The sequence below is a fragment of the Rhodoferax sp. genome, from assembly GCF_034520025.1.
GTDB lineage: Bacteria > Pseudomonadota > Gammaproteobacteria > Burkholderiales > Burkholderiaceae_C > Allorhodoferax.
The window spans coordinates 523,932-548,540 of sequence record NZ_JAXHNZ010000001.1 but is presented as its reverse complement, the minus strand read 5'-3'; the positions used below and the strand labels follow the sequence as shown (position 1 = coordinate 548,540).

The following is a 24,609-nucleotide window of genomic DNA, read 5'->3' as shown; positions in this document are numbered from 1 at the left end:
ATGGCGCGGTAGGTTGTGCAGCCATTGTGCGTCAATCGCCTGATACGGTGATGACAAGCCGCCGGGCCCCTGTGGCGGCGGTTTAGTCGTCGTTGCCGCCACCCCCGGCCAGGCTGCGGGTTGCCGGGGCCGCAAGCATGATGCGATTGGCCAAACGCGAGAGCGGCAAGCTCTGCAGCCACACCTTGCCCGGGCCCTGCAAGGTGGCAAAAAACAAGCCTTCGCCGCCAAAGATGGCGGACTTCACTTTGCCGACAAACTGGATATCAAAGTCCACCGTGGGCTGAAATGCCACTACGCAGCCGGTGTCGACCCGCAGGGTCTCGCCCGGGGCGAGGGTGCGCTCCATGAGGGTGCCACCGGCGTGGACAAAGGCCATGCCATCGCCCTCGAGCTTTTGCATGATGAAGCCTTCGCCACCAAACAAACCTGCACCCAGCCTGCGCTGAAGGGCAATGCCCAACGCCACCCCCTTGGCAGCGCACAAAAAAGAGTCTTTCTGGCAGATCAGGGTGCCGCCCAGTTGGCGCAGGTCGATGGGCACAATCTTGCCGGGATAGGGCGCTGCACACGCCACCCGCTGTTTTACGTTGCCGTCGTTTTGAAACACGGTGGTAAATAAGCCCTCGCCGGTGAGCAGGCGCTTGCCCACGCCCATGAGCTTGCCGAAAAAGCCGCCTTGCTGCGAGCCATCGCCGAAGATGGTGTCCATGGTGATGCCGTTTTCCATGTACATCATCACACCGGCTTCACCAATGGCAGCCTCGCCGGGGTCGAGCTCGATCTCGACGTATTGCATTTCAGCGCCGAAGATTTCGTAGTCAATCACATGCATGGTCATAGGGGTTCCTCTGTGTGTGCGGCCCACCTTCGGGGCCTCTAGATGTACCTTAGCAGCACTGCGCGGCGCGCACGTAAAAAAGCCCCCTGCACGAGGGGGCTATGGGGCCGGCAAGGGGCGTGTTTAGCGGAACTGGTCGGGCTTGTAGTAGCCGGAGTTCACCAGGGTGGCACGCCAGTTATTGATATCGACGACCGCAGGTTTGAGCAAAAACGCAGGTACGACCTTTTGGCCGTTGTTGTAGGTTTTGTCGTCGTTGATGGTGGGCTTTTTGCCCGACAGGATAGCGTCCACCATGGTGGTGACGACCTGGGCCAGTTCGCGGTTGTCTTTAAAAACGGTAGACGCTTGCTCACCCCGGATGATGGAGCGCACGGAGGGCATTTCGGCGTCTTGGCCGGTGACCACCGGCAAGGGTTGGCTGGCAGGACCGTAGTTGGCTTTTTTCATGGCGGTGATCAGCTCTATGCTGATGCCGTCATAGGGCGAGAGCAGGGCGTCCAGGCGCTGCTTGGTGTAGTGCTTGTCCAGGATCTGCACTAGGCGGGCACGGGCTACCGAGCCGCTCCAGCGCTGGGTGGCAACCTTCTCCATGCCCATCTGGCCGGAACCCACCACCAGGCGGCCTTTGTCGATATACGGTTTGAGCACCGACATGGCGCCGTTGTAAAAAAAGAAGGCGTTGTTATCGTCCGAAGAGCCGCCGAACAGTTCGATGGTGAACGGGCCCTTGCCTTTATCGACGCCAAGGGCTTCGATGATGTAGCTGCCCTGCAAAACGCCCACCTGGAAGTTGTCAAAGGTGGCGTAGTAGTCCACATGCGGGGTATCGCGGATCAGGCGGTCATAGGCAACGACCTTGATGCCGCGCTCTGCGGCCTTTTTGAGCACCGGTGCCAGCTTACTGCCGTCGATGGCGCCGATGACCAGCACCTTCATATCGGGGCTTCTCAGCATTTCCTCGGTTTGGGCGATCTGGGTGGCGACATCGTCGTTGGCGTACTTGAGGTCGGGGCGGTAGCCCAGTTTGTCCATCGCGCGCACCATGGCCAGGCCATCGACCACCCAGCGCTGGGAGGTGACGGTGGGCATCAGGATGCCCACGCCGCCCTTGCTGTTCTGTGCATAGGCCCAGGGCATGGACACCAACAACAAACTACTCAAAAAGATCCGTCGAAGGGTGTGCATGCGGTGGGCCGTGTTGCTTATGCCAGTGTGTAAGCCGTCTTCACCGTGGTGAAGAATTCGGCAGCGTATTTGCCCTGCTCGCGTGAGCCGTAGCTGCTGCCTTTGCGCCCGCCGAAGGGCACGTGGTAGTCCACCCCTGCGGTGGGCAGGTTCACCATCACCATGCCGGCCTGGCTGTGGCGCTTGAAATGGGTGGCGTACTTGAGGCTGGTGGTGGCAATGCCGGCCGACAGGCCAAAGGGGGTGTCGTTGGCGACGGCCAGGGCCTCGTCGTAGTCTTTGACACGGATGACGCTGGCCACCGGGCCGAAAATTTCTTCGCGGTTGATGCGCATGGAGGCCGTGCTGTCGACCAGCAGGGCGGGAGCCATGTAAAAGCCCTCGGTGTCGCGCATTAGGCGCTCGCCACCGGTGAGCAGCGTGGCGCCTTCCGCCTTGCCGATTTCTACATAGGACAAGTCTTGCTCTAACTGGGCCTGCGAGACTACGGGGCCAATGTCGATACCGGCTTGTAGCGCATCGCCCACCTTGATGGCGGCCATGCGTTTTTGCATGGCCTCGATGAACGCGGGGTAGATTTTGTCGGTCACGATCAAACGGCTCGATGCGGTGCAGCGCTGGCCGGTGGAGTAGAAGGCGCTTTGCACGCTGAGTTCTACCGCCACATTGAGGTCAGCGTCGTCCAGCACCACTTGCGGGTTCTTGCCACCCATTTCCAGCTGCACCTTCTTCATGTGTCCGGCACAAGCGGCTGCAATGCGCTGGCCCACGCCTACCGAGCCGGTAAAGCTCACCGCGGTGATGCCGGGGTGGTTGACCAAGGCATCACCAACCACATGGCCGGAACCCATGACGAGGTTGAACACACCGGCCGGAATACCGCTGCGGTGAATGATGTCAGCCAGCGCCCACGCACAGCCGGGCACCAGATCTGCAGGTTTCAACACCACGCAGTTGCCATAGGCCAGAGCGGGTGCAATCTTCCAGGCGGGAATAGCGATCGGGAAGTTCCAGGGGGTGATGAGACCAATCACACCCAAAGGCTCACGGGTGACTTCGACCCCGATGCCCGGGCGCACCGAGGGCAATGTTTCACCGGCCTGGCGCAGACATTCACCGGCAAAAAACTTGAAGATGTTGCCGGCACGGGCAGCTTCGCCGATGCCTTCGGCGCGGGTCTTGCCTTCTTCACGGGCGAGCAGGGTACCCAGCTCTTCTTTGCGGGCCAAGATTTCGGTGCCGATTTTGTCGAGCGCGTCGGCGCGGGCCTGGATGCCACCTGTGGACCAGGCGGGGAAGGCCTTTTGGGCGGCAGCCACGGCAGCGTTGAGTTGGGCTACATCGGCTTGGGCGTATTCGCCCACCACGTCGGCGAGATTGGAGGGGTTGAGGTTGGGCGCGTAGCCGGTGCCGGCGAGCCATTCGCCGTTGATCAGGTTGTTGTGTTGGGTGGTCATGGTGAGATCAGGTTAGTTAAACGGTGGTCCAGGCGCCGTTGTGGTGGCTGGAACGAATAGCGGCGTCTACAAAGCGGATGCCTTGCAGGCCATCGGTCGCATTCGGGAAAAACTGGTTCAGCGGGTCTGGCGTGTTGCCACTGCGCTGCGCGGCAATGGTGTCTGCCGCATTGGTGTACAGGTTGGCAAAGGCTTCGTGAAAGCCCTCGGGGTGGCCTGCCACGATGCGCGAAGCGCGGGCTGCTAGGGGCAGGGTGCCGGGGCCGTTGGGAGTGCGCACTTGGGCAGGGGCGTCCAATGGCTTGAACTGCAGCACTTGCGGGTGCTCTTGATGCCACTCGACACTGCCCAATGAACCGCTTACGCGGATGCGCAAGCCGTTTTCCACACCGGCTGCGGCCTGTGTGACCCAGAAGCTGCCACGCGCACCGTTGCTCATGCGCAGCATGGCACCGGCGTAGTCATGGGTGATGCGGTCGGGCACGACGCTGCCGACGTCTGCCGCTACTTCTGCCACTTCCAGACCAGTAATGAAGCGCAACAGGTTGTGGGCGTGGGTGCCTATGTCGCCCATCACCAGTGAGGGGCCGCCACGGGTGGGGTCTTCTTTCCAGGCTCTGCGGCCGGGGCCTGCCTTAGCACGACCGCCCTGCACGTATTCCACCTGCACCAGGCGAATGTCACCCAGCAAACCGTCCATCACCATGGCTTTCGCCTGGCGCACCATGGGGTAGCCGGTGTAGTTGTGGGTCAGGCAAAACACGCGCCCGCTGCTTTGCACCTTGGCGTGCAAAGCTTCGGCTTCTTGCAAGGTGTTGGTCATGGGCTTGTCGCAAATGACGTCCATGCCGTGGTCCAGCGCGAGCATGGAAAACCGGAAATGACTGTCATTGGGCGTCATGATGGCCACGACCTCCGCACCATCTGCGCGTTGGGCTTCGGTTTTGATCAAAGCGCTGCCATCTGCATAGCAGCGGTCTGCCGGTACCCCGATGCTCTGGCCTCCGGCCTTGGACCGCTCGGGATCGGAAGAAAGAGCCGCCGCGACCAGCTCGTACCGGTCATCCAGGCGCGCGGCCTGCCGGTGCATGGCACCGATGAAGGAACCGGGACCACCACCGATTACGGCCAACCGCAAGCGGCGACCCAGAAGTTGGAAGACGGTGTTTTCTGACATGGTGGCGATTCCTTATCGGGTGGTATGTGGGTTTAGCAACCCCAGCGCAACACCATGGGATCCAGACGCTTGGCGGTATCGATCAAACCGGCGCGCGTGTCAGGGTGCATGGCGGGGAAGGGATGGCGGCCGGCCTCGCAAGCGATGACACCACCTTCCTTCATGAGGGCCTTGGCAGTCAGTATGCCGCCCTGGCGGTTTTCAAAATTGATGAGGGGCAGCCACTGCTGGTAGTGGGCGGCGGCCTCGTCGCGCTTGCCTGCTGCATAGGCGTCCACAATTTTGCGGATACCGTCGGGGTAGGCACCGCCGGTCATGGCGCCGGTGGCACCAGCGTCCAGGTCGGGCATGAGGGTGATGGCTTCCTCGCCATCCCATGGGCCTTCAATAGCGGCACCACCTACGCGAATAAGCTCGCGCAGCTTGGAGGCTGCGCCGGCGGTTTCGATCTTGAAATACGACACCTGTTTGATCTCTTGCGCCATGCGGGCCAGAAAAGGCACCGACAGCGCTGTGCCGCTGACCGGCGCGTCCTGGATCATGATGGGAATATCAATCGCATCGGACAGGCGGGCGAAGTACTCATAGATCTGACCCTCAGGTACGCGGATGGTGGCGCCATGGTACGGAGGCATGACCATGACCATGGACGCACCCAGCTGCTGGGCCTGCACACTGCGCGCGATGGTGACTTGGGTGCTGAAGTGCGTCGTGGTCACGATGACCGGCACCCGGCCATTCACATGCGCGAGGATGGTTTTGGTGAGCACTTCGCGCTCGGCATCCGCCAGTACAAACTGCTCAGAGAAGTTGGCCAGAATGCACAGGCCGGTAGAGCCGGCGTCGATCATGAAGTCGACACAGCGTTTCTGGCTCTCGAGGTCCAGCTCGCCAGCGTCGTTGAAGATCGTAGGGACGACAGGGAATACGCCCTTGTAGCGGGCATTCATTGCGGAGTACATGGTGAGTCCTTATTTGTTTTTGTTGTAGACGTCGAAGCAGACGGCTGCCAACAAGACCAGGCCCTTGATGACCTGCTGGTAGTCGATACCGATGCCCATGATGGACATACCGTTGTTCATGACGCCCATGATGAAAGCGCCGATCACTGCGCCCAATACTTTGCCCACACCACCGGAGGCGGAGGCGCCCCCGATAAAGCAGGCGGCAATCACGTCGAGCTCGAAACCGAGGCCAGCCTTGGGGGTAGCAGTGTTCAGGCGGGCCGCAAAGATCAGTCCGGCCAGAGCCGCCAACACACCCATGTTGATGAAGGTGTAGAAGGTCAGGCGTTCAGTGCGGATACCCGACAACTTGGCAGCTTTTTCGTTGCCGCCCAGCGCATAGATGCGGCGGCCGATGGTGGTGCGGGATGCTACGAAGTCATAGACCAGCATCAGCAGCAACATGACGACCAACACGTTGGGCAAGCCTTTGTAGGACGCCAGCTGGTAGCTGAAGGCCACGATCATGGCGACAAAGATCAGGTTGGCAATCGCAAAGAAGGCGATGGGCTCGTTTTCCATGCCATGCGCTGCGCGGTCTGCACGGCCGCGCACCTTGGCAATCAACATGACCAGAGCAATCAACAAACCGATCACCAGAGTGGCAACCCGTAAAGTTTCGCCGGCAAAGGGGTCAGGAATAAAGCCGGTGCTGAGCAACTGGAACTCGGGCGGGAAGGGGCCGACAGATGCGCCTTCGAGCACCGCCAACGCCAATCCCTTGAATACCAACATGCCAGCCAGCGTGACGATAAAGGATGGGATTTTGTAGAACGCCACCCAATAGCCTTGTGCTGCGCCAATGACACCGCCCAGAATCAAACAGACGATGGCGGCGGGCACATAGTGCCAGTTGTAGTTGACCATCAACACCGCGGCAACGGCGCCGATAAAGCCGCACACCGAACCCACCGATAGATCGATATGTCCGGCCACGATGACCAGCAGCATGCCCAGCGCCATCACGATGATGTAGCTGTTCTGCAGAATCAAGTTGGTAAGGTTCAGGGGCTGAAATAGCGTGCCTTCGGTCTGCACCTGGAAGAACACCATGATGATGACCAGCGAAATCAGCAGGCCGTATTCGCGCAGATTGCTTTTCAGGAAAGCCATGCCGCCGCCCGAAGCGGGGGCGTTTGTTTCCGGGGTTGTGCTTGTCATTTCAGTTCACTCCTGACGTCACGATAGAACGCATAATTTTTTCTTGGGTTGCCTCTGCAGCCGGAAACTCCGCCACAAAAGCACCTTCATTCAACACACAGATCCGGTCGCACATGCCCAGCAATTCGGGCATTTCGCTGGAGATCATCAGTACGCATTTCCCCTCGGCAGCGAGCTGCGCGATGATGGTGTAAATCTCGTACTTGGCACCCACGTCGATACCGCGGGTAGGCTCATCGAGGATCAGCACTTCGGGCTCCGAAAACAGCCACTTGCTCAGCACCACTTTTTGCTGGTTGCCGCCTGACAAATTGACGGTGCGGGCAAACACATTGGGGCTGCGGATGTTGAGCTTTTTGCGGAAGTCCTGAGCTACGCTGAACTCTTTGCCTTCGTCCACCACTGTTTTGTTGGAGACCGCTGGCAAGTTGGCGAGTGTGGTGTTCCAGGCAATGGTTTCGTCCAGCACCAACCCGTAGCCTTTGCGGTCTTCGGTCACATAGGCGATGCCGTGATCGATGGCTTTTTGCACGGTGCCGGTGTCGACTTCTTTGCCATGGAGCAGCACTTTGCCGCTGATGTTCTGGCCGTAGGTGCGGCCGAAGATGCTCATGGCCAGTTCGGTGCGGCCTGCACCCATGAGGCCGGCAATGCCGACGATCTCACCACGCTTGACATGCAGGTTCACGCCCTTGATGACCTTGCGCTCGGGGTGAATCGCGTGGTGCACCACCCAGTCGCGCACTTCAAACACGGTGTCACCTACATTGGGCGTGCGCTTGGGGTAGCGGTCCGCCATTTCACGCCCGACCATGTGACGGATGATCAAGTCTTCACTGACGGGTTCTGCTCTGCAGTCCAGCGTGGCCACGGTCGCACCGTCGCGCAGCACCGTGATGGCGTCTGCGACCTTGGAAATTTCATTGAGCTTGTGCGAAATTAGGATGCAGGAAATGCCTTGGCGCTTGAGTTCGAGCAGCAGTTCGAGCAGTGCATCGCTGTCGGTCTCGTTCAAACTGGCGGTGGGCTCATCCAGAATCAGCAGCTTGACCTCTTTGGACAGCGCTTTGGCAATCTCGATGAGCTGCTGTTTGCCAACACCCAGATTGGTAATCAGGGTGTTTGGAGATTCCTTCAAACCGACTTTGTTCAGCAAGGCCTGCGTTTTGACGTAAGACGCGTTCCAATTAATCACGCCACCTTTGGCTTGCTCGTTGCCGAGAAAAATGTTCTCGGTAATCGACAGCAGCGGCACCAAGGCCAGCTCCTGGTGGATGATGATGATGCCTTTTTCTTCACTGTCCTGAATGCCGCGGAAGCGGCATTCTTCGCCCTGGTAGCGGATGGTGCCTTCGTAGTCGCCGTGAGGGTAGACGCCGCTCAGCACTTTCATCAGGGTTGATTTGCCGGCGCCGTTTTCGCCGACGACGGCGTGGATCTGGCCCTCTTGCACTGTGAGGTTCACATTGCTTAGGGCGGTCACGCCGTGGAATGTCTTGCGCATTCCACGCATTTCTAAAATGGGTTCAGCCATGGTGCCTCAACGATCGTTCTCTTGAACCAGAAGAATGTAAAAAGCCCTGTGCTGTGGGGCACAGGGCCTCTTTACCGCCGCTAAAGATTACTTCAGCTGCTCTTCTTTGATGTATCCGCTACCGACCAACACTTGCTTGTAATTGGACAGGTCCACAGCGACAGGCTTCAGCAGGTAGGAAGGCACCACCTTGATTTTGTTGTTGTAGGTCTTGGTGTCGTTGATTTCAGGTTGTTTGCCTGTCATCACGGCATCCACCATATTGGCAGCGACCTTGGCCAATTCGCGGGTGTCTTTGAAGATGGTGGAGTACTGTTCCTTGCGGATGATGGACTTCACGGAAGGCACTTCCGCATCCTGGCCGCTCACGAAAGGCATGGGCTGAGCAGCAGTACCGTAACCCACACCCTTGAGTGCGGACAGAATACCGATGGAGATGCCGTCATACGGAGACAAAACAGCGTTCACTTTGTCTTTGCCGTAGAAGGCGCTCAACAGGTTTTCCATACGGGCTTGGGCCACTTGGCCGTCCCAGCGCAGGGTTGCCACCTTTTGCATGCCGGTTTGCTTAGAGCGAACCACCAGCTTGCCGGACTTGATGTAAGGGTCCAACACGGACATGGCTCCGTCGTAGAAGAAAAATGCGTTGTTGTCGTCAGAGGAACCACCGAACAATTCGATATTGAAAGGACCTTTGCCCTCTTTCAGGCCCAACGCTTTTTCCAGGGACTGGGCTTGCAATACGCCCACTTGGAAGTTGTCGAAAGTGGCGTAGTAATCGACGTTTTTGGAGCCGACGATCAGGCGGTCATATGAGATGACCTTGATGCCCTTGTCTGCGGCTTTTTGCAGCACGTTGGTCAGGGTGGTGCCGTCAATCGCGGCAATCACCAACACCTTGGCACCCTTGGTAATCATGTTTTCGATCTGGGCCAACTGGTTGGGGATGTCGTCTTCGGCGTATTGCAGGTCGGCTTTGTAGCCTTTGGCTGCCAAAGCAGCGACCATGCTGTTGCCATCAGCGATCCAGCGGGTCGAGCTCTTGGTGGGCATGGCGACGCCGACCAGGCCCTTGTCTTGCGCATTGGCCACGGTGGTGCCAAATGCCAGACCCATGGCAAGGCTTGCTGCAAGCGCCTTGAGGGTGGTTCTACGTGCTGTCATGAAATGTCTCCTGTGTTTGATTGCTTCTGTCAGATACGTCCTCGCCTTTTTGGCTCAGGCGGCGAATCTTACTCAGCACATTGATTTATTTCCAATATAGTTTGGGGCTTATTCGATATGTAAATACAGATTGGTGGTAACCCTATATGACGAATTACACCCATTGGTTCTTACGTGCAAGGCTGAAAACCAGACAACTTTTGCTATTGGTCGCGTTAGCGGAGGAAGGCAATATCCACCGCGCAGCCCAAGTGCTCAACATGACGCAGCCTGCTGCGTCTAAATTGCTGAAAGACTTGGAAGACGTGCTGGGGGTGTCTCTGTTTGAGCGTTTGCCGCGCGGTATGCGGCCGACTTGGTACGGCGACACCATGATTCGCCATGCCCGTGCGGCATTGGCGAGCCTGAATCAGGCGCACGAGGAGTTGCAAGCTGCTAAGAACGGGCAATTCGGTCAAGTGAATATCGGCTCCATCACCGCGCCGGGGCTGGCCTTACTGCCACCGACGGTTGCTGCCGTAAAGCAGGCACATCCGAATCTGCAAATCACTATCCAGATTGAGCCGAGCAATGTGCTGATCGAAAAACTGAATCGCGGCAGCCTGGATATTCTGGTGGGGCGCCTTTCGCCAGAACACGACAAGGCCGCTCTGCGTTACGAGATGGTGGCTGAAGAGCCGATTTGTGCAGTGGCTCGACCGGGGCATCCTTTGCTTACCGCCATCAAACCGAGCTTGGAAGACGTTTTCAAGTTCGGTTGGATTGTGCCGCCTGCCGGCAGTATGTTGCGGCACCGCTTTGATCTGATGATTCAGGAACTCGGATTGGAGCAGCCCTCCAACAGTGTGGAGACCAGCGCCATGCTTTTCATCAGCAAAATGATGCAGCAGAGCGATATGGTGAGTGTGATGGCAGTAGACGTCGCGCGTTATTACGCCAACCACGGACTGATGTCGATTTTGCCGGTGGCCATGCCGTGTGAGATGGAGCCCTTCGGGTTCATCACCCGACGGGACCGGCTTTTGTCGCCCGCCGGCGAGGTGGTATTGCGGGCGCTGAAAGCATCTGCCATGACCGTCTATGGCAAAGCTTTCAGCGTAGAGCCCGGCCCTGCTGGTTAAGCGCTATCGGACTTAGTTCCAGCCGGCGTCAACTTTGAATTCCTGGGCGGTGCACATGGCGCCGTCATCTGAGGCGAGGAACAACACCATGCGTGCAACATCAGGGGGTTGGAGCTTGTCCGGCAGACATTGGTTGCGCTGGATGTCAGCTTCTCCTTCAGCGTTAAGCCACATCTTGATCTGGCGCTCTGTCATGACCCAGCCGGGAGACACTGTGTTGATACGAATACGATCCGCACCCAAGGTGTCTGCAAGGCCTCGGGTGAGTCCGTTTACTGATGATTTCGCCACCGCGTAGCAAGGATAGCCACTGCCTTTGGTTTGCCAACCGGTGGACCCGAGGTTAATGATGGACCCACCGCCAAGACGTTTCATACCCGGCACCAATGACTGGATAGCAAAGAAGGCCGGACGCTGGTTGACTGCCATGCGCTCATCCCAGTACTCAGGGGTCACCGATTCCAAGGTATGCCGGTCATCGCGCGCTACGTTGTTCACCAATACCGAAAATTCGCCAAGATCTCGGGCAGCTTCGGTCGTTGCGGCCTGTAAGGCAGCGATATTGCGCACATCGCAGGTGCGCCACCAAATTTTCGCCTTGCTGCTGCTTGCCAGCTGCGCCGCCAGTGCGCGGCTTTCGGCCTCGGCCACATCCACGAACGCCACGTTGGCACCTTGCTCCACAAACGCGGAGACGATGGCTGCGCCAATGCCTGTTCCACCACCTGTAATGAAAACGTTTTTACCTTCCAGACTGAGATAGCGAGCGAGTTTTGTAGGGTCTGACATCATTTTTTCTCAATTTTGATTGCAATATAGATATATGAACTGTCTCGAAATTCATTTTCTATTATCACTGTGCATTGTTACCATGCCTGCTGTCAAGAACCGGAGGCACCGCCTCCACCTATAAAGAGGCAAGCCCATGAGTTCCGAAAAGCCCCCATTCCGCCGCAGCCAAGCCTGGTTCGGCCGGCAAGACCGTGATGGTTTTGTGCACCGCAGTTGGATCAAAAACCAAGGCTATCCCCACGACTTGCTGGATGGCCGTCCGATCATTGGCATTTGCAACACCTGGAGTGAGTTAACTCCTTGCAACGGCCACTTCCGTGAGTTGGCTGAATTCGTCAAGCGCGGGGTGTACGAAGCAGGCGGTTTCCCGCTCGAGTTTCCGGTGATGTCGCTGGGTGAAACCCAGCTGCGCCCCACGGCCATGTTGTTCCGCAATCTGGCATCAATGGATGTTGAAGAGAGTATCCGTGGCAACCCGATTGACGGCGTGGTGCTGCTCATGGGCTGTGACAAGACAACGCCCTCCTTGATGATGGGTGCAGCCAGTTGTGACTTACCGACCATCGGTTTGTCGGGAGGTCCCATGCTCAACGGCAAGTTCCGTGGCAAGGATGTCGGCTCCGGCACAGGTGTCTGGCAAATGTCCGAAATGGTGCGTGCCGGCGAAATGACCATGGAAGAGTTTTCTTCCTGCGAAAGCGATATGCACCGCTCCAGCGGTACCTGCATGACCATGGGTACAGCGTCCACCATGGCCAGCATGGTCGAAGCCTTGGGCATGGCACTGCCAGAAAATGCAGCGATTCCTGCTGCCGATACCCGCCGCAAACGTTTGGCCCAATTGACAGGCCGCCGTATCGTCGAAATGGTGAAACAGGACATCAAGATGTCTCAGATCCTGACGCGCCAGGCATTTGAGAACGCCATCCGCACAAATGCTGCGATCGGTGGATCCACGAATGCTGTGATTCACTTGTTGGCGATCGCGGGCCGTATCGGTGTTGAGCTGAAGCTCGAAGATTTCGATAGGCTGGGTTCTGAGGTCAACAACATCCTGAACCTGCAACCGTCGGGCAAGTACTTAATGGAAGATTTCTGCTACGCCGGCGGTTTGCCGGCAGTGATGCGCGAAATTCTGCCGATGCTGCACGGTGATGCCCTCACTGTGAATGGAAAAACCATCCGCGACAACGTGGCCAACGCCCCTTGCTACAACCGCGACGTGATCAAAACCGTCGACGATCCTTTCATGCCGGCAGCCGGCATTGCAGTGGTGCGTGGCAATCTGGCCCCAAATGGCGCCGTGATCAAACCGTCTGCCGCGTCCAAGCATTTGCTGCAGCACCGTGGGCCTGCTGTGGTGTTTGAATCGATTGAAGAATTTCACGCCAAGATTGATGACCCTGACTTGGACATCGATGAAAACAGCGTCATGGTGTTGAAGAACTGTGGCCCGCGCGGTTACCCCGGCATGGCGGAAGTCGGCAACATGCCCCTGCCACCCAAGGTGCTCAAAAAGGGCATCACCGATATGGTCCGTATCTCGGATGCGCGGATGAGCGGCACCGCTTATGGCACGACGGTTTTGCACACTTCTCCGGAAGCGGCGGCAGGCGGCCCGCTGGCCGTGGTGCAAAACGGCGACATGATTGAACTTAATGTGCCGGAGCGCAAACTGCATCTTGAAATTTCAGACGAAGAACTCGCGCGCCGCCTGGCATTATGGAAATCGCCTGAAAAGCCGAAACGCGGTTGGTACAAGCTCTATGTCGAGACCGTGCAGCAAGCGCACTTGGGTGCCGACCTAGACTTTTTGGTGGGCGGAAGCGGAGCGGCTGTTCCGCGCGATTCCCACTAAAAATTGCGTACTGTTTAAAGCCTTGAAGGCCCATAGCAACGGAAACACCGTTGTTATGGGCCTTTTTCGTCGTTGCGACGCTTGCTAATTTGGCCCCGCTATAACCATAGGGAGACAGGCCATGAGTATCAAAGACATGAAGATTTCCACGCGCCTGATGGCCGTGATGGGTGGTCTGACCGCACTGCTGGTCGCCGTTGTGGTGCTTGCAATCTCGCAGATGCAAGCCATGCGCCACGACACTACCGCTATTACCACCAATTGGCTACCCACTATCGGCTTGGTGGGCGATCTGAAAGCGGGCTTGGCGGATTTGCGGGCATGGGAAAGCCAGCATGTGCTCAATACCGATGAAGGTGCCATGGAACGCATCGACAAGTTGGCTTCGCAAGCAGTAGCGACCGTCGAGGCCACACGCCAGGAATACGGCAAGCTGGTGAACGAACCCGACGAAAAAGCCCTGTTCGCTGCATTGGAAACCGATTGGAAAGCGTATCAGGCACTTCACGCGCAGTTGATGGACATGTCCGCCAAACGCGAAAAGTTTCCGGCCCGCAAGCTGCTTGAAGGAGAAGGCAAAGTCTTGTTTGACAAGATCATCGTCACAACCAAAAAGATTTCGGAATACAACCAAACCGGTGCGACGAGTGCCAGCAGCAAAACCGAAAAAAGCTTTCATACCGCGCGCGTCTCCATGCTCACGGCCTTGCTGGTGGGTGCGATCGCTGCAGTTTTCGCCACCTTATGGGTCACCAAGTCGGTGACCAGGCCCATATCGACGGTGATCGATTTGGCTGACAACATCGCAGACGGTGATTTGTCTAAAACCATTACGGTGGATTCGATGAACGAGACAGGTCAACTGCTGGCTGCATTACAGCGCATGCAAGCCAGATTGGCCAGCGTCGTTTACCAAGTGCGCTCAGGCTCCGAATCCGTCGCCACTGCCAGCTCTGAAATTGCCCAAGGTAACCACGATCTGAGTGCCCGCACCGAACAACAAGCCAGCGCCTTGGAAGAAACCGCAGCTTCCATGGAGGAGCTCGGCTCCACCGTCAAACAAAACGCCGACTCTGCCCGCCAGGCCAATCAGTTGGCCATGAATGCGTCTACCGTGGCTATTCAAGGTGGCGAAGTGGTGGGTCAAGTGGTGGAGACGATGAAAGGCATCAATGAGTCCAGCCGCAGAATTGCGGACATCATCAGCGTGATTGACGGCATCGCTTTCCAGACCAACATCCTGGCCCTGAATGCGGCGGTTGAAGCGGCCCGGGCCGGTGAACAGGGAAGAGGCTTTGCGGTGGTAGCTTCCGAAGTCCGATTACTCGCCGGCCGCAGCGCCGAAGCCGCGAAAGAAATCAAGGGCCTGATCAACGCCAGTGTGGAGCGGGTGGAGCAGGGCAGCAGCCTGGTGGATAAGGCTGGCGAGACCATGACCGAAGTCGTCAGCAGCATCCGCCGGGTGACTGACATCATGGGAGCCATCAGCGCAGCGAGCTCTGAGCAGAGTGCCGGTGTTTCCCAAGTCGGAGAAGCAGTTACCCAGATGGACCAGGCTACCCAACAGAACGCCGCCTTGGTGGAGGAAATGGCGGCCGCAGCCAGCAGTTTGAAAAGTCAGGCCAATGACCTGGTACAGGTAGTGGCGACTTTCAAGTTATGAGCAAAATCAGGCTCTGGCGCTTATGGAATGTCCGCAAGCCGCTATCAAATCAGGAGCAAATTTGAAGGGATGTCTACGGTGAACATAGACCTCGATCGATAGATCAAGGTATTGCACCCGGTCGGGCATTGGTGGGGTCCAATGCAAAGCTATACTTTTGCACTCGGCTACCAATGAAGATTGGCGAGGACACAAAAGAACTGAATGAGCGGCCTAATTGCACTCAATAGCGCTTTTCGGCCAGATCTCTATTCGGTGATCAGCGACGTGGGGTCATCGGGCCGCGGCCTTCGATGTGGCGGAAGTTGATACGACCCTTGCTCAAGTCGTAAGGAGACAACTCCAGGGACACACGGTCACCCGCCAAAATACGGATGTGGTTCTTGCGCATCTTGCCCGCCGAATAAGCGATCAACTGGTGACCGTTATCCAAAGTCACGCGAAAACGCGTATCAGGCAGAACTTCGTTCACTACGCCCATCATTTCAATCAGATCTTCTTTAGCCATATAACGTCCTCTGAACTTATGTATTACCGGGGACTGACAAGGCCAGAACCCCATGGTTGCCTGATGCGATTGCAGCGACTGCAGTCGCATCTAGCGTGAAAAATTTGTCGTGATTGCGCATGATTCGATCGGTTGATGCGTTAACGCTCACGATCGGTGATTGTGCAGCTGCCTTCCAACACAATGTGACTGGATGCGGGCAACAATGCGGTGTTCGCCGGTGATGACTGGATGCAAATCGTCAATCTAATTTCGGTTCTGAATCAATAAAATACCAACACGCTGGCCACAGCAGAGGCAAAGTGCTCACGAGGAGAAAAGCTGCCGTTTCGTGGAATCTATCGCTGCAAGTGGCTTTATTGGAGCCGGATTGGACTCTCCACAGCCGGGAGAATTGTGTTTTTGCATCACGCATTCACACTGCCAATCGCTTTTTGGCGACCCGCTAATGTAGCATGGAGCGCTCAAAAGCGATATTCGACGGGGATTCCCGGCCGATCGGGTGTGGTTTTCTTAGTGAAACAGCGACAGGCGAGATGATGAAAATTTGTATTCTGGACAACGACATAATCGACGAAGCACTCGTGCCAACCTATCGCAGCTACGGTGCGATGCTGGAAAAGGTTTTGCGTCAAGCGGGCGCAACAGACTGGGCGATGGATCATTTCAGTACGCCCCACCAGCAATACCCCAATTCTTTTGACGATTACGACGCTGTGTTGTTGACTGGCAGCAAAGCCGATTCGTTTTCTGATGAAGATTGGGTCGTCGAACTGCGTCGTCGGGTGACAGAACTCCTGAAGACCGACACCAAATTGCTGGGTATCTGTTTTGGCCATCAATTAATTGCTTATTGTCTTGGAGCCAAGGTGGCAAGAGCTCCTCAAGGCTGGTTGACTGGTCGCAACACCTATCAATGGCATGACGCGGATTTCGCAGCTAGTGGCCGGGAGCAGTTTGCCTTGTTGGCAAGCCATCAAGATCAGGTTCTAGAGTTGCCAGAGGGTGCCCGCCTACTAGCCAGCAGTGACCGCTGCCCGATTGCGGCCTACGCGAAAGGGAATGAAGTGCTGTGCATACAGCCGCACCCGGAGTTTGTAGAAGATTACAGTGCCTATCTGCTGAATAAACGCAAACACGTCTTGGGCGAAGCCCATTACGCAGAGAGTATGGAAAGCTTAGAGCTCGGACATGAAGGCCAAGACTTTGCCAAAGTGATGGTCAAGTTTATTGAACAAGCCTAATCTGGGGCCACAGCGCCCATCCATTGCGAAAGTTCTATTGTTCGGGCTGCTCCAAAGCCTGAAATCAGGCGTACGGATCGTGGAACCAGACGTACCAATGAGAAATCAGCGAAATCAGTCATGGATGCCATGTCCGGAAACCGGTTGGTATAGATCTCTTTCGTTTGCCCATAGAGTGCCGTATCACGGTCCACAAAACTAGCTTCCACTTGCAGTGATACGCGTGGCAGCGCATGAACGCCTGTGTCGGCTTGTTCTGGCTGCATGACCATCAAACCAGCTGATGCTTGTTTTCTCAAGTTGGCTGTATGCGTGGACAAGGTACTCACATGGATGACCAGATGACCCGTTTCGCGGTCCAAGGCAAAAGGCACCATCGATACCTGTGGATCCCCGTGTTCGTCCACGGTCCCCAAGGCGGCAACCCGTTGCTGAAACAGTAGATTTTGCAAAACTGTCTGGTAAGGAGCTTGTTCAGTCATGCTGACATCCTAGCGGCGAAAAAAATGCCCTGACTCCAGGTGGAGGTCAGGGCATTTTTTACGGGTCATCCGGTTTGCGGATTTCCCGAAAAAACGATCTTGATCGGATCACTTCGTTCAACAGGATCGTTGTTCAATCCATGGCTAAAGTGTAAAACTGAAGGTGAGTCAGGTTATAGCGTAATTGCAGAGATTTCGCGTATTAATGGCACAATATTTCAACAATCAAAGAAAAATTGGAATCTAATGAATATCGATCGCTATGACCAGCAAATTTTGGAAATTCTCCAAGTAGATGGCCGTATTGCCAATCAGGACCTTGCTGACCGCATTGGTTTGTCTCCATCACCGTGTTTGCGACGCGTCCGCGCTTTGGAAGAGTCTGGTTTGATTCTGGGATACAGGGCGATGCTGGACGCGAAAAAGCTGGGCCTATCGCTGATAGCACTCGTCCACATTTCCATGGATCGGCACACACCGGAGCGTTTTGCCAACTTCGAAGCCAGTGTTGCAGTCCTGCCGGAAGTGTTGGAGTGCCTGTTGATCACCGGACAAGATGCGGATTACCAGATCAAAGTTGCCGTCAAGGACATGGACCATTACCAAGCCTTGCTGCTCAACAAGCTCACCCGTATCGACGGCGTTACCGGTGTGCACTCCAGTTTCGTCTTGCGCCGCGTCATCGACAGAACCGCGCTGCCGGTGACCTGAATCGCTTAACGAGCGTCAGGCAGTTCGATCTTGACTTCCAAAACCTCCAGATTGTCCTGGCGCTCCAGATTTACCTTGATGTCATCCGGATTGATATGGATGTATTTGCTGATAACGGCGACCAAGTCACGTTGTAACGCAGGCAGGTAATCCGGTTCGGCGGCATTGCGGCCGCTGCGCTCGTGGGCAAGAATAATTTGCAAACGCTCTTTGGCAACACTTGCTGTTTTTTTCTTTTCACCAAGCAAAAAGGAAAGAAGTGACATGGCCTTACTTGCCTCCAAACAAGCGTTTCAGCAGACTTTGTTTGGGTGCTTCTGTAAAACGCATCGGCTTGTCAGTGCCCAAGAAACGGTCAATCACGTCTTTGTAAGCCTCTGACACATCACTGCCTTGCATGTGAACAGCAGGAACGCCTTGGTTCGATGCCTGCAAAACAGACTCGCTCTCGGGAATAACGCCGATCAAAGGAATACGCAAGATGTCCTGGATATCGTCCAAGGACAACATTTGTCCTTGATCGACTCGCGCAGGGTTGTAGCGGGTAATCAACAAATGCTCTTTGATGGGCGTTCCGCCTTCCATGGCGCGTTTGGTCTTGCTCGACAACATTCCCAAAATACGATCGGAATCGCGGACTGAAGACACTTCAGGGTTGGTAACCACCAAGGCCTCATCGGCAAAATGCATCGCCATGAGTGCACCGGTTTCAATACCGGCGGGTGAATCGCACACGATGAATTCGAAGTCCAAAGCGGACAAGTCCTTCAAAACTTTTTCCACGCCTTCCTGGGTCAGTGCGTCTTTATCCCGGGTTTGCGAAGCTGCCAGGATGTAAAGGTTGTCGCACTGCTTGTCTTTGATGAGCGCCTGGTTCAGGTTCGCTTCTCCCTGAATCACATTGATCAGGTCGTACACCACGCGGCGTTCGCAACCCATGATCAAATCCAGATTCCGCAAACCCACGTCAAAGTCAATAACCGCGGTTTTTGCGCCTCTCATCGCCAGACCTGTTGCGAAACTTGCGCTGGTCGTTGTCTTTCCAACGCCCCCTTTACCGGATGTGACAACAATGATCTTGGTCATGAAAAGCAAATCTTTCAAAAGGTGTGGAACATCAAGCCTTGAGGGCTTCAATCAGTAATTTTTCTTGCCCATCTTCGCTCAAGCGAATCTGGGCAGTTTTTCCGTGGATGTCTTTGGGCAAAGGATTTTCGCTGGTGCGGTACACCCCGGCGATAGACACCAGTTCAGGTTCCAATTGCAAAGCAAAAATTCGTGCTTTGGTATTTCCACGCGCACCTGCCATGGCTTTGCCACGCAAGGGTGCATATACATGAATGTTACCGTCAGCGACCACTTCAGCGCCTTGGTTGACGATAGCTAACACCACAAGATCGCAGCCTCTTGCGTAGACTTTCTGTCCGGATCGCAAAGGTTTGTCGACCACCATTGTTGAAGGCCCGGGTACTTCCCGGATCACTTCTTGAATGACGGTTTCTTTGACTGCGACCGGTCTGGCAACTTGTTTGCTTAGTTGCACGTCCTGTTCCGCTTCTGCCAAACCGGCTTTCAGGCCGAACTCTTTCCAAGCAGGGTGTCCCCCACGGACAGCTACAGGCGTTAAACGACAGCTTTTGAGAAATCCGGTGAATTCCACAAGATCTCGTGGCTGCTCATTGTCTGGAACCTGTGAGAAATCAATGACTAACGCATCGTTGTCAAAAAAATCTGGTGTTTCCCCTGCAGCTCCAAAAGCTTTCGCGAGTTCTTCTGACAACTCCTCCAGATTTGCCGACTTCACCAGCAAAGCAACCAGATTCATTTGAGCGCTTTTGATTTCAAACGTCTGACGCGTTTGCGCTGCAGGAGTAACTGGCATGGAGGGTTGTAAGTACTGAACGGATTCGAATACGCAAATCTTACTTGATCGATGGTGCGGTTTGAGCAGATTCGATCACGAAATTTCAGATGTACACAAGTTTTTTTCATAAAAAAAAACGAGCTCAAAAAAGTGGAAAAAAAGTTCCTTGCTATTGTCTTAATTCTTTAAATTCAAAATAGTAGTAGTAGATAAGGATTGCCCTCTTCTGTGGATAAGCAATTTTTCACTATATGAATCAATAACTTACGGTATTCTCAGTCTTGTGCGTGACTCTGCTTTTGAGTTGTACCCAAACCTTGAATAACTTCGAGTTTTTCGAAAATTTTGTGGATAACTCTGAGTTGTTGTGAAGTTTATACACAGAGTTATTCTCATCGAAGGTTCGCGGTCTGAGTGACAATGGCGAAGCGGAGAGATGTCTCTCCATCCATTCGAACGACAATGAGGTCCCGCTTGGTACAGGCGTGGGTCAAAGAGAGAATTGCGCATGGTCGAAAAACGTTCTTTTGAAATTGCCAGAGAAACGCTGAAGCAACTCACCGCCAGAAAGCTGGTACCTACGCCTGCGAATTACCAGTCGGTCTACAACGAGATCGCTGGTATTCCGTCCATACAACCGTTCCCGGCGGATTTCCTCCGGGATCTATCGCATTCCTTGCCACTTAAAACGCCCGGGCAGCAAAAGCAAAAGGCTTTGTTGGACTACGCGATTGATCGCTTGAGCTGGGATGGTGTGAAAACAGCCTTGGTGGGCTATGGTGGTTTTGTGTCGACAGTGGCAACAGATTCATCAGGTAGCGCTCCACTGGCCGGCGCAGAGAGTGCGAATGGGGCTGCGACCCCCAATCCGGCAGCGCTGACCAGCGAGTTTTTTGTGCAGATAGCGCGTTTGATCGAATACGCTCAACCTGCGCTTGATACTGACGATGCCCGATTCCGCGAGCAAACACAGCAGTTGCTGCAAGCGATGCGTGACCCTCAGGCTGAGGCATTGACGCTTAAAAACCTACTCTCTGCATACAGCCATCGCTTGTCCTTTGCAGCCGAGGATCAGGCAGAAATTCGTAATGGCTTGCTCAAGCTTTTGCACCTGGTTTTCGTCAATATCGGCGAACTCAGCATTGATGAGCAATGGCTCAAAGGCCAAATGGATGCCTTGATCAGCGTGTCCACGCCACCTCTGAGCTTGCGCCGGATCGATGAGCTGGAGCGATTGCTCAACGATGTGATCTTCAAGCAGAAGGATGCCAAATTCAAAATGCTGAAGGCGCAGGACGAAATGCGCACCATGCTGGCGACCTTTATCGAGCGCTTGGCCCAGATGACCCAATCCACCGGTAGTTTTCAGGGCAAATTGGAAGAAAGTGCACGCCTGATTGAGCAAGCCAAAAACTTGTCAGACATTGCGCCTGTTTTGAAAGATGTGGTGGGTACCACCCGCGGTATGGCGCAAGAGAGTCAGATGTCGCGCGAACAGCTGGGGGCCATGCAAGAGCGCGCCAAGCAAACCGAAGTGGAGTTGGCCAAGCTGCACAAAGAGTTGGACCGCGTGAGTCTGCAAGCCCGCCATGATGCATTGACAGGGGCTTTGAACCGCAAGGGTCTCGACGAAGCGCTTATTCGTGAGGTGTCAACCACCAAGCGGAATGCCAGTGTGTTGAGTGTGGCACTGTTGGACATTGATAACTTCAAGAAGCTCAACGACACGATGGGCCACGCTACGGGCGATATCGCGCTCACCCATTTGGCCACGGTCGCGCGTGAATGCATGCGACCGCAAGACACTCTGGCCCGATACGGTGGCGAAGAGTTTGTGATCTTGCTGCCCGATACGGTGCTCGACAAGGGAATCGAGGCCATGACCCGTCTGCAGCGTGAATTGACTAAACGGTTCTTTCTGGCCGGTACCGAGAAGGTGTTGATCACCTTCAGTGCCGGGGTCGCCCAAATGACCGAGAGTGAAACACCGGCTGAGGCGATACGTCGTGCGGATCAGGCGATGTACCTTGCCAAAAGAGCCGGTAAAAACCGGGTGCTCGGCGCTTGAGGCGGCTTCACAGTGCTGAAGTAAGAAACCACTGAATCAGGAATTTGGCGATAAAACCCACCATGCCGAAGGCGAGCCCGAGGAAAAGGACAAAGGTGCCAAACTTTCCGGCTTTTGACTCCCAAGCCAGCTGGGCAATGATGAACAGCATGTAGAGAATAAAGGCGCCTACTCCGAACGTGAGTCCGAAAGTGGCAATCTGTTCTTCGGAAAAACCCAGCATCAAGGCGCCTCGTCAGACAAGGGCTCGATCCGCACCAAATCCCGATAGGCATGCCAACTGGCATGGCCCAGCATGGGGATCACCAGAATCAAGCCGAGCAGTAAGGAGGCCAATCCCAGCAAGGTGAAGCCCATAATCAGGGCGGCCCACCACGCCATGACTGCAGGGTTTTCCAGGACGGCCCGCCAGCTGGTCAATATGGCGGTTTTGAGAGTGACTTGTTGGTCCAGTAGCAAAGGCATTGCGACCACAGTCGATGCAAACATTGGGGCAGCCAGCACCGCACCCAAGGCCATCCAGACTTCAAAAAGCCAGCCATCCTTGGCCAATATGACAAAGCGGACAAAGTCTATGGGCGAGTGAACTGGCGAAGGTGCAAACAAGGTAATGAGTGCTGCCGACGTCAATACCCAGGTAGTTGCAGCACCGGCCAGCAAGATGCCGAAGCGCAGCATGCGCCAGTAATCTTCACCCCAACGATTCAGCCGCTGATCTTGCCAATTCAGCCAGGTTTGAGAAATTACGCCCCAATCTGCAGGCTCATTCCGCTCGAGAACGCGACTCAGTGCGTACAAGCTAGTGGCGAGAACCGGTGCAATGACGAGAAACCCACTCAGTGCCCCCGCCAGAAGCCAAAATTGGTGGCGTGCAAAGGCCACAATCACGGCTCCGATAAACGTCAGTACCAGTCCATGGGTCAGGCTGACGATTCCCGCCCTGTGCAGGTCCCGCCATCCCATAGCCAGCCAGGCCAAGGGTTGTAAGAAACCCACTTGGCGAATCGTGATGCGAGAAATGGGGGTTGGGGCCATAGTGCAAACCAGTCTATGGCACCCCTCCCCGTCATCGATTGACGAAAATCAATTCAATGGTTGAAAACGGAAGCTTTCAGAAGATCAGTGCTTGGACTTCCCGCCGCGTCCGCCCTTGTGCTTGGATGATTCGGTGTCAAAAATCTTCTTTTGCTCTGGCGTCAGAGTAGCGTAAAAGGTCTTTACGGCCTGGTCGCGTTGTTCCATGCGGCTGTTGTGCTCATTGGTCATCTCTGTGCGCATAGCTTTCATCTTGTCCAAGCGTTCAGGGGTCGATAACTTGGCCAATTTAGCGCGGTCCATTTTGGGCTTGTCGGCCCGTGCTGCGGGTTTCATGGCATTGGAGAACGTGTTCCAGTTAGCCTCTTGGGCCGCGGTGATCTTGAGTTTGTCTTTCAGTTCAGCGCTGCGCTTGGCGTGCATCTCTTCCATTTTTGCGGGATCCATCCGGTGCATGCCCGGGCGGCCGCCCATGGCTTCATCAGGATTTCCGTGCTTTTGTGCCATCACTGAAAAGCCAGCCGTTGCCAACAAGCCTGCAACTACCAAAGTTTTGAATGCGGGTTTCATAGGTTTGTCCTTGAGTGGTGCACCTGGTAGCGGGAATCGCGTTCAGGTTGAGAGTAAGTGTGGTCCGGCCATGTAACTGCGATGTGCAGGAAGCATGGTGCTTTGTAAAGATGCGTGAAAATGCTCCATTAACAAATCGATAGGTGTTGTGTGTTTAAAAACGTGATCGTGTACCGCTTGGCGTCACCCTGGTCTGTCACCCAGGCTGATTTAGAAGACGCTTTGCAACCGGACCGCTTTGTCGAGTGCGGTGCCAGTCAAGAAAAGTCTGTAGGTTGGGTGGAGCCGCGTGGTCAAGCCCATGGTCCGTTGGTGGAGGTGGTCGGCGGGCAATGGGTACTCAAACTCATGATGGAAGTGAAGTCGGTCCCCGGTTCGGTGGTCAAGCGCAAGGTGGAAGAACAAGTCGCACAGATCGAGGTGAGCACTGGCCGCAAGCCCGGTAAAAAAGAGGTGCGTGAACTGCGGGACGAAGCCCGTTTGACCTTGCTCCCAATGGCATTTACCAAGCAGGGTAGCGTGGGTGTCTGGATCGATCCCAAAGACGGCCTACTCGTTTTGGATGCAGGCAGCCAGAGCAAGGCGGATGAGGTCATGACTGCGCTGATCAAGGCCGTTCCCGGTTTTGCGGTGCAATTAGTGAACACCCAAATTTCTCCAGCTGCAGCGATGGCGGTTTGGTTGTCGACCCGCGAGTCTCCCCCTGACTTCTCGGTAGACCGCGAATGTGAGCTCAAGGCGTCTGATGAATCCAAGGCCGTGGTCCGCTATACCCGCCACCCATTGGACACCGAAGAGGTGAGCCAACACATCGCACTCGGAAAGATGCCGACCCGTTTGGCCATGACATGGAACGACCGCGTCTCTTTCGTGTTGACCGAGGCCCTGCAGTTAAAGAAAGTGACTTTTCTGGATACCGTGTTTGAAGACTCGCCCAAAGCCGCAGGCGACCGCAAAGAAGACAACTTTGATGCCGACGTTGTGATTTCTACCGGTGAGCTATCGCAGCTGATTCCCGACTTGATGGAAGCACTGGGCGGTGAAGTTCCCTTGGGCTCTATGCCGGGCATGCCTGTTGCCCCATAAAGGCGCGACGCAGACAGGGGCTTCCGACTGACGGCGGCCCAGACACTGCCGGGCTCGGCTACGCTGTCGCTTTTAAAAGGG

General features: G+C 55.6%; 24 protein-coding genes. 7 read left to right on the top strand and 17 right to left on the bottom strand.

What is annotated here, in order from left to right; genetic code table 11:
* Positions 1–82: 82 nt before the first annotated feature.
* From U5L73_RS02635 to chvE (U5L73_RS02600), 8 genes are all read right to left on the bottom strand, one after another.
* Positions 83–841 carry a TIGR00266 family protein gene (locus tag U5L73_RS02635; RefSeq protein ID WP_322560901.1) on the bottom strand — a complete coding sequence of 253 codons (759 nt, stop codon included), beginning with the start codon at positions 839–841 and terminating at the stop codon, positions 83–85.
* 123 nt (positions 842–964) lie between these two features.
* A complete protein-coding gene (gene chvE / locus U5L73_RS02630) occupies positions 965–2,029 on the bottom strand; it encodes a multiple monosaccharide ABC transporter substrate-binding protein (RefSeq protein WP_322560900.1) in 1,065 nt (354 codons plus the stop codon).
* A gap of 17 nt (positions 2,030–2,046) precedes the next feature.
* Positions 2,047–3,486, bottom strand: a complete 1,440-nt coding sequence (locus U5L73_RS02625) for an aldehyde dehydrogenase family protein (protein ID WP_322560899.1) — start codon at positions 3,484–3,486, stop codon at positions 2,047–2,049.
* 16 nt (positions 3,487–3,502) lie between these two features.
* A complete protein-coding gene (locus U5L73_RS02620; RefSeq protein ID WP_322560898.1) occupies positions 3,503–4,663 on the bottom strand; it encodes a Gfo/Idh/MocA family oxidoreductase in 1,161 nt (386 codons plus the stop codon).
* Positions 4,664–4,695: 32 nt separating this feature from the next.
* Positions 4,696–5,613 carry a dihydrodipicolinate synthase family protein gene (locus U5L73_RS02615; RefSeq protein WP_322561918.1) on the bottom strand — a complete coding sequence of 306 codons (918 nt, stop codon included), beginning with the start codon at positions 5,611–5,613 and terminating at the stop codon, positions 4,696–4,698.
* A gap of 21 nt (positions 5,614–5,634) precedes the next feature.
* Positions 5,635–6,828 (bottom strand): multiple monosaccharide ABC transporter permease, encoded by a 1,194-nt coding sequence (gene mmsB, locus U5L73_RS02610; RefSeq protein WP_322560897.1) that lies wholly within the window; start codon positions 6,826–6,828, stop codon positions 5,635–5,637.
* Between the two features lies 1 nt (position 6,829).
* Positions 6,830–8,362 (bottom strand): multiple monosaccharide ABC transporter ATP-binding protein, encoded by a 1,533-nt coding sequence (gene mmsA, locus U5L73_RS02605; protein WP_322560896.1) that lies wholly within the window; start codon positions 8,360–8,362, stop codon positions 6,830–6,832.
* 87 nt (positions 8,363–8,449) lie between these two features.
* Positions 8,450–9,478: a multiple monosaccharide ABC transporter substrate-binding protein gene (gene chvE / locus U5L73_RS02600; protein WP_313882723.1), complete on the bottom strand. Its 1,029-nt coding sequence runs from the start codon at positions 9,476–9,478 to the stop codon at positions 8,450–8,452.
* Positions 9,479–9,672: 194 nt separating this feature from the next.
* Here chvE (U5L73_RS02600) and U5L73_RS02595 point away from each other — a divergent pair, with 194 nt between their 5' ends.
* Positions 9,673–10,647, top strand: a complete 975-nt coding sequence (locus tag U5L73_RS02595) for a LysR family transcriptional regulator (RefSeq protein WP_322560895.1) — start codon at positions 9,673–9,675, stop codon at positions 10,645–10,647.
* A gap of 12 nt (positions 10,648–10,659) precedes the next feature.
* On the opposite strand, the gene U5L73_RS02590 is transcribed toward U5L73_RS02595, so the two are convergent.
* Positions 10,660–11,436, bottom strand: a complete 777-nt coding sequence (locus U5L73_RS02590) for an SDR family oxidoreductase (protein WP_322560894.1) — start codon at positions 11,434–11,436, stop codon at positions 10,660–10,662.
* Between the two features lie 136 nt (positions 11,437–11,572).
* Here U5L73_RS02590 and U5L73_RS02585 point away from each other — a divergent pair, with 136 nt between their 5' ends.
* Positions 11,573–13,297, top strand: a complete 1,725-nt coding sequence (locus tag U5L73_RS02585) for an IlvD/Edd family dehydratase (protein WP_322560893.1) — start codon at positions 11,573–11,575, stop codon at positions 13,295–13,297.
* Between the two features lie 121 nt (positions 13,298–13,418).
* Complete coding sequence (locus U5L73_RS02580) at positions 13,419–14,960, top strand: methyl-accepting chemotaxis protein (protein WP_322560892.1); 1,542 nt, start codon at positions 13,419–13,421, stop codon at positions 14,958–14,960.
* A 259-nt stretch (positions 14,961–15,219) separates the two neighbouring features.
* Here the strand turns inward: U5L73_RS02580 and infA are convergent, their stop codons facing one another.
* Positions 15,220–15,468, bottom strand: coding sequence for a translation initiation factor IF-1 (gene infA, locus U5L73_RS02575; RefSeq protein ID WP_087495722.1), 249 nt, complete (start codon positions 15,466–15,468; stop codon positions 15,220–15,222).
* A gap of 455 nt (positions 15,469–15,923) precedes the next feature.
* On the opposite strand from infA, the gene U5L73_RS02570 reads away from it, so the two are divergent.
* Entirely contained in the window at positions 15,924–16,712 is a 789-nt protein-coding gene (locus tag U5L73_RS02570) for a glutamine amidotransferase-related protein (RefSeq protein ID WP_322560891.1), read from the top strand.
* Here the strand turns inward: U5L73_RS02570 and U5L73_RS02565 are convergent.
* On the bottom strand, positions 16,709–17,194 hold the full coding sequence (locus tag U5L73_RS02565) for a HugZ family protein (RefSeq protein ID WP_322560890.1): 486 nt from the start codon (positions 17,192–17,194) through the stop codon (positions 16,709–16,711). The genes U5L73_RS02570 and U5L73_RS02565 overlap by 4 nt on opposite strands.
* Before the next feature lie 246 nt (positions 17,195–17,440).
* On the opposite strand from U5L73_RS02565, the gene U5L73_RS02560 reads away from it, so the two are divergent.
* Positions 17,441–17,905: an Lrp/AsnC family transcriptional regulator gene (locus U5L73_RS02560; protein WP_313882256.1), complete on the top strand. Its 465-nt coding sequence runs from the start codon at positions 17,441–17,443 to the stop codon at positions 17,903–17,905.
* A 5-nt stretch (positions 17,906–17,910) separates the two neighbouring features.
* Here the strand turns inward: U5L73_RS02560 and minE are convergent, their stop codons facing one another.
* Genes minE through minC form a run of 3 tightly spaced genes read right to left on the bottom strand, consistent with a single transcriptional unit; the run spans position 17,911 to position 19,787 of the window.
* The gene (gene minE / locus U5L73_RS02555) at positions 17,911–18,171 is read right to left on the bottom strand and encodes a cell division topological specificity factor MinE (RefSeq protein WP_322560889.1); all 261 of its coding nucleotides are present in this window, start codon (positions 18,169–18,171) and stop codon (positions 17,911–17,913) included.
* A 4-nt stretch (positions 18,172–18,175) separates the two neighbouring features.
* On the bottom strand, positions 18,176–18,991 hold the full coding sequence (gene minD, locus U5L73_RS02550; RefSeq protein ID WP_313874636.1) for a septum site-determining protein MinD: 816 nt from the start codon (positions 18,989–18,991) through the stop codon (positions 18,176–18,178).
* Between the two features lie 31 nt (positions 18,992–19,022).
* Positions 19,023–19,787 carry a septum site-determining protein MinC gene (gene minC / locus U5L73_RS02545; RefSeq protein ID WP_322560888.1) on the bottom strand — a complete coding sequence of 255 codons (765 nt, stop codon included), beginning with the start codon at positions 19,785–19,787 and terminating at the stop codon, positions 19,023–19,025.
* A 490-nt stretch (positions 19,788–20,277) separates the two neighbouring features.
* Here minC and U5L73_RS02540 point away from each other — a divergent pair, with 490 nt between their 5' ends.
* Positions 20,278–21,837, top strand: a complete 1,560-nt coding sequence (locus tag U5L73_RS02540) for a GGDEF domain-containing protein (protein ID WP_322560887.1) — start codon at positions 20,278–20,280, stop codon at positions 21,835–21,837.
* 7 nt (positions 21,838–21,844) lie between these two features.
* Here U5L73_RS02540 and U5L73_RS02535 read toward each other — a convergent pair whose 3' ends face one another.
* The 3 genes from U5L73_RS02535 to U5L73_RS02525 all read right to left on the bottom strand — a co-directional run bounded on the left by U5L73_RS02535 (position 21,845) and on the right by U5L73_RS02525 (position 23,442).
* Positions 21,845–22,060, bottom strand: coding sequence for a DUF2788 domain-containing protein (locus tag U5L73_RS02535; protein WP_313874633.1), 216 nt, complete (start codon positions 22,058–22,060; stop codon positions 21,845–21,847).
* Positions 22,060–22,872: a DUF2189 domain-containing protein gene (locus U5L73_RS02530; RefSeq protein WP_322560886.1), complete on the bottom strand. Its 813-nt coding sequence runs from the start codon at positions 22,870–22,872 to the stop codon at positions 22,060–22,062. The genes U5L73_RS02535 and U5L73_RS02530 overlap by 1 nt, the downstream gene beginning before the upstream one ends.
* Before the next feature lie 84 nt (positions 22,873–22,956).
* Entirely contained in the window at positions 22,957–23,442 is a 486-nt protein-coding gene (locus U5L73_RS02525; RefSeq protein ID WP_322560885.1) for a Spy/CpxP family protein refolding chaperone, read from the bottom strand.
* A gap of 150 nt (positions 23,443–23,592) precedes the next feature.
* Between U5L73_RS02525 and U5L73_RS02520 the strand changes: the two genes are divergently transcribed.
* Complete coding sequence (locus U5L73_RS02520; protein WP_322560884.1) at positions 23,593–24,528, top strand: recombination-associated protein RdgC; 936 nt, start codon at positions 23,593–23,595, stop codon at positions 24,526–24,528.
* Positions 24,529–24,609 lie beyond the last annotated feature (81 nt).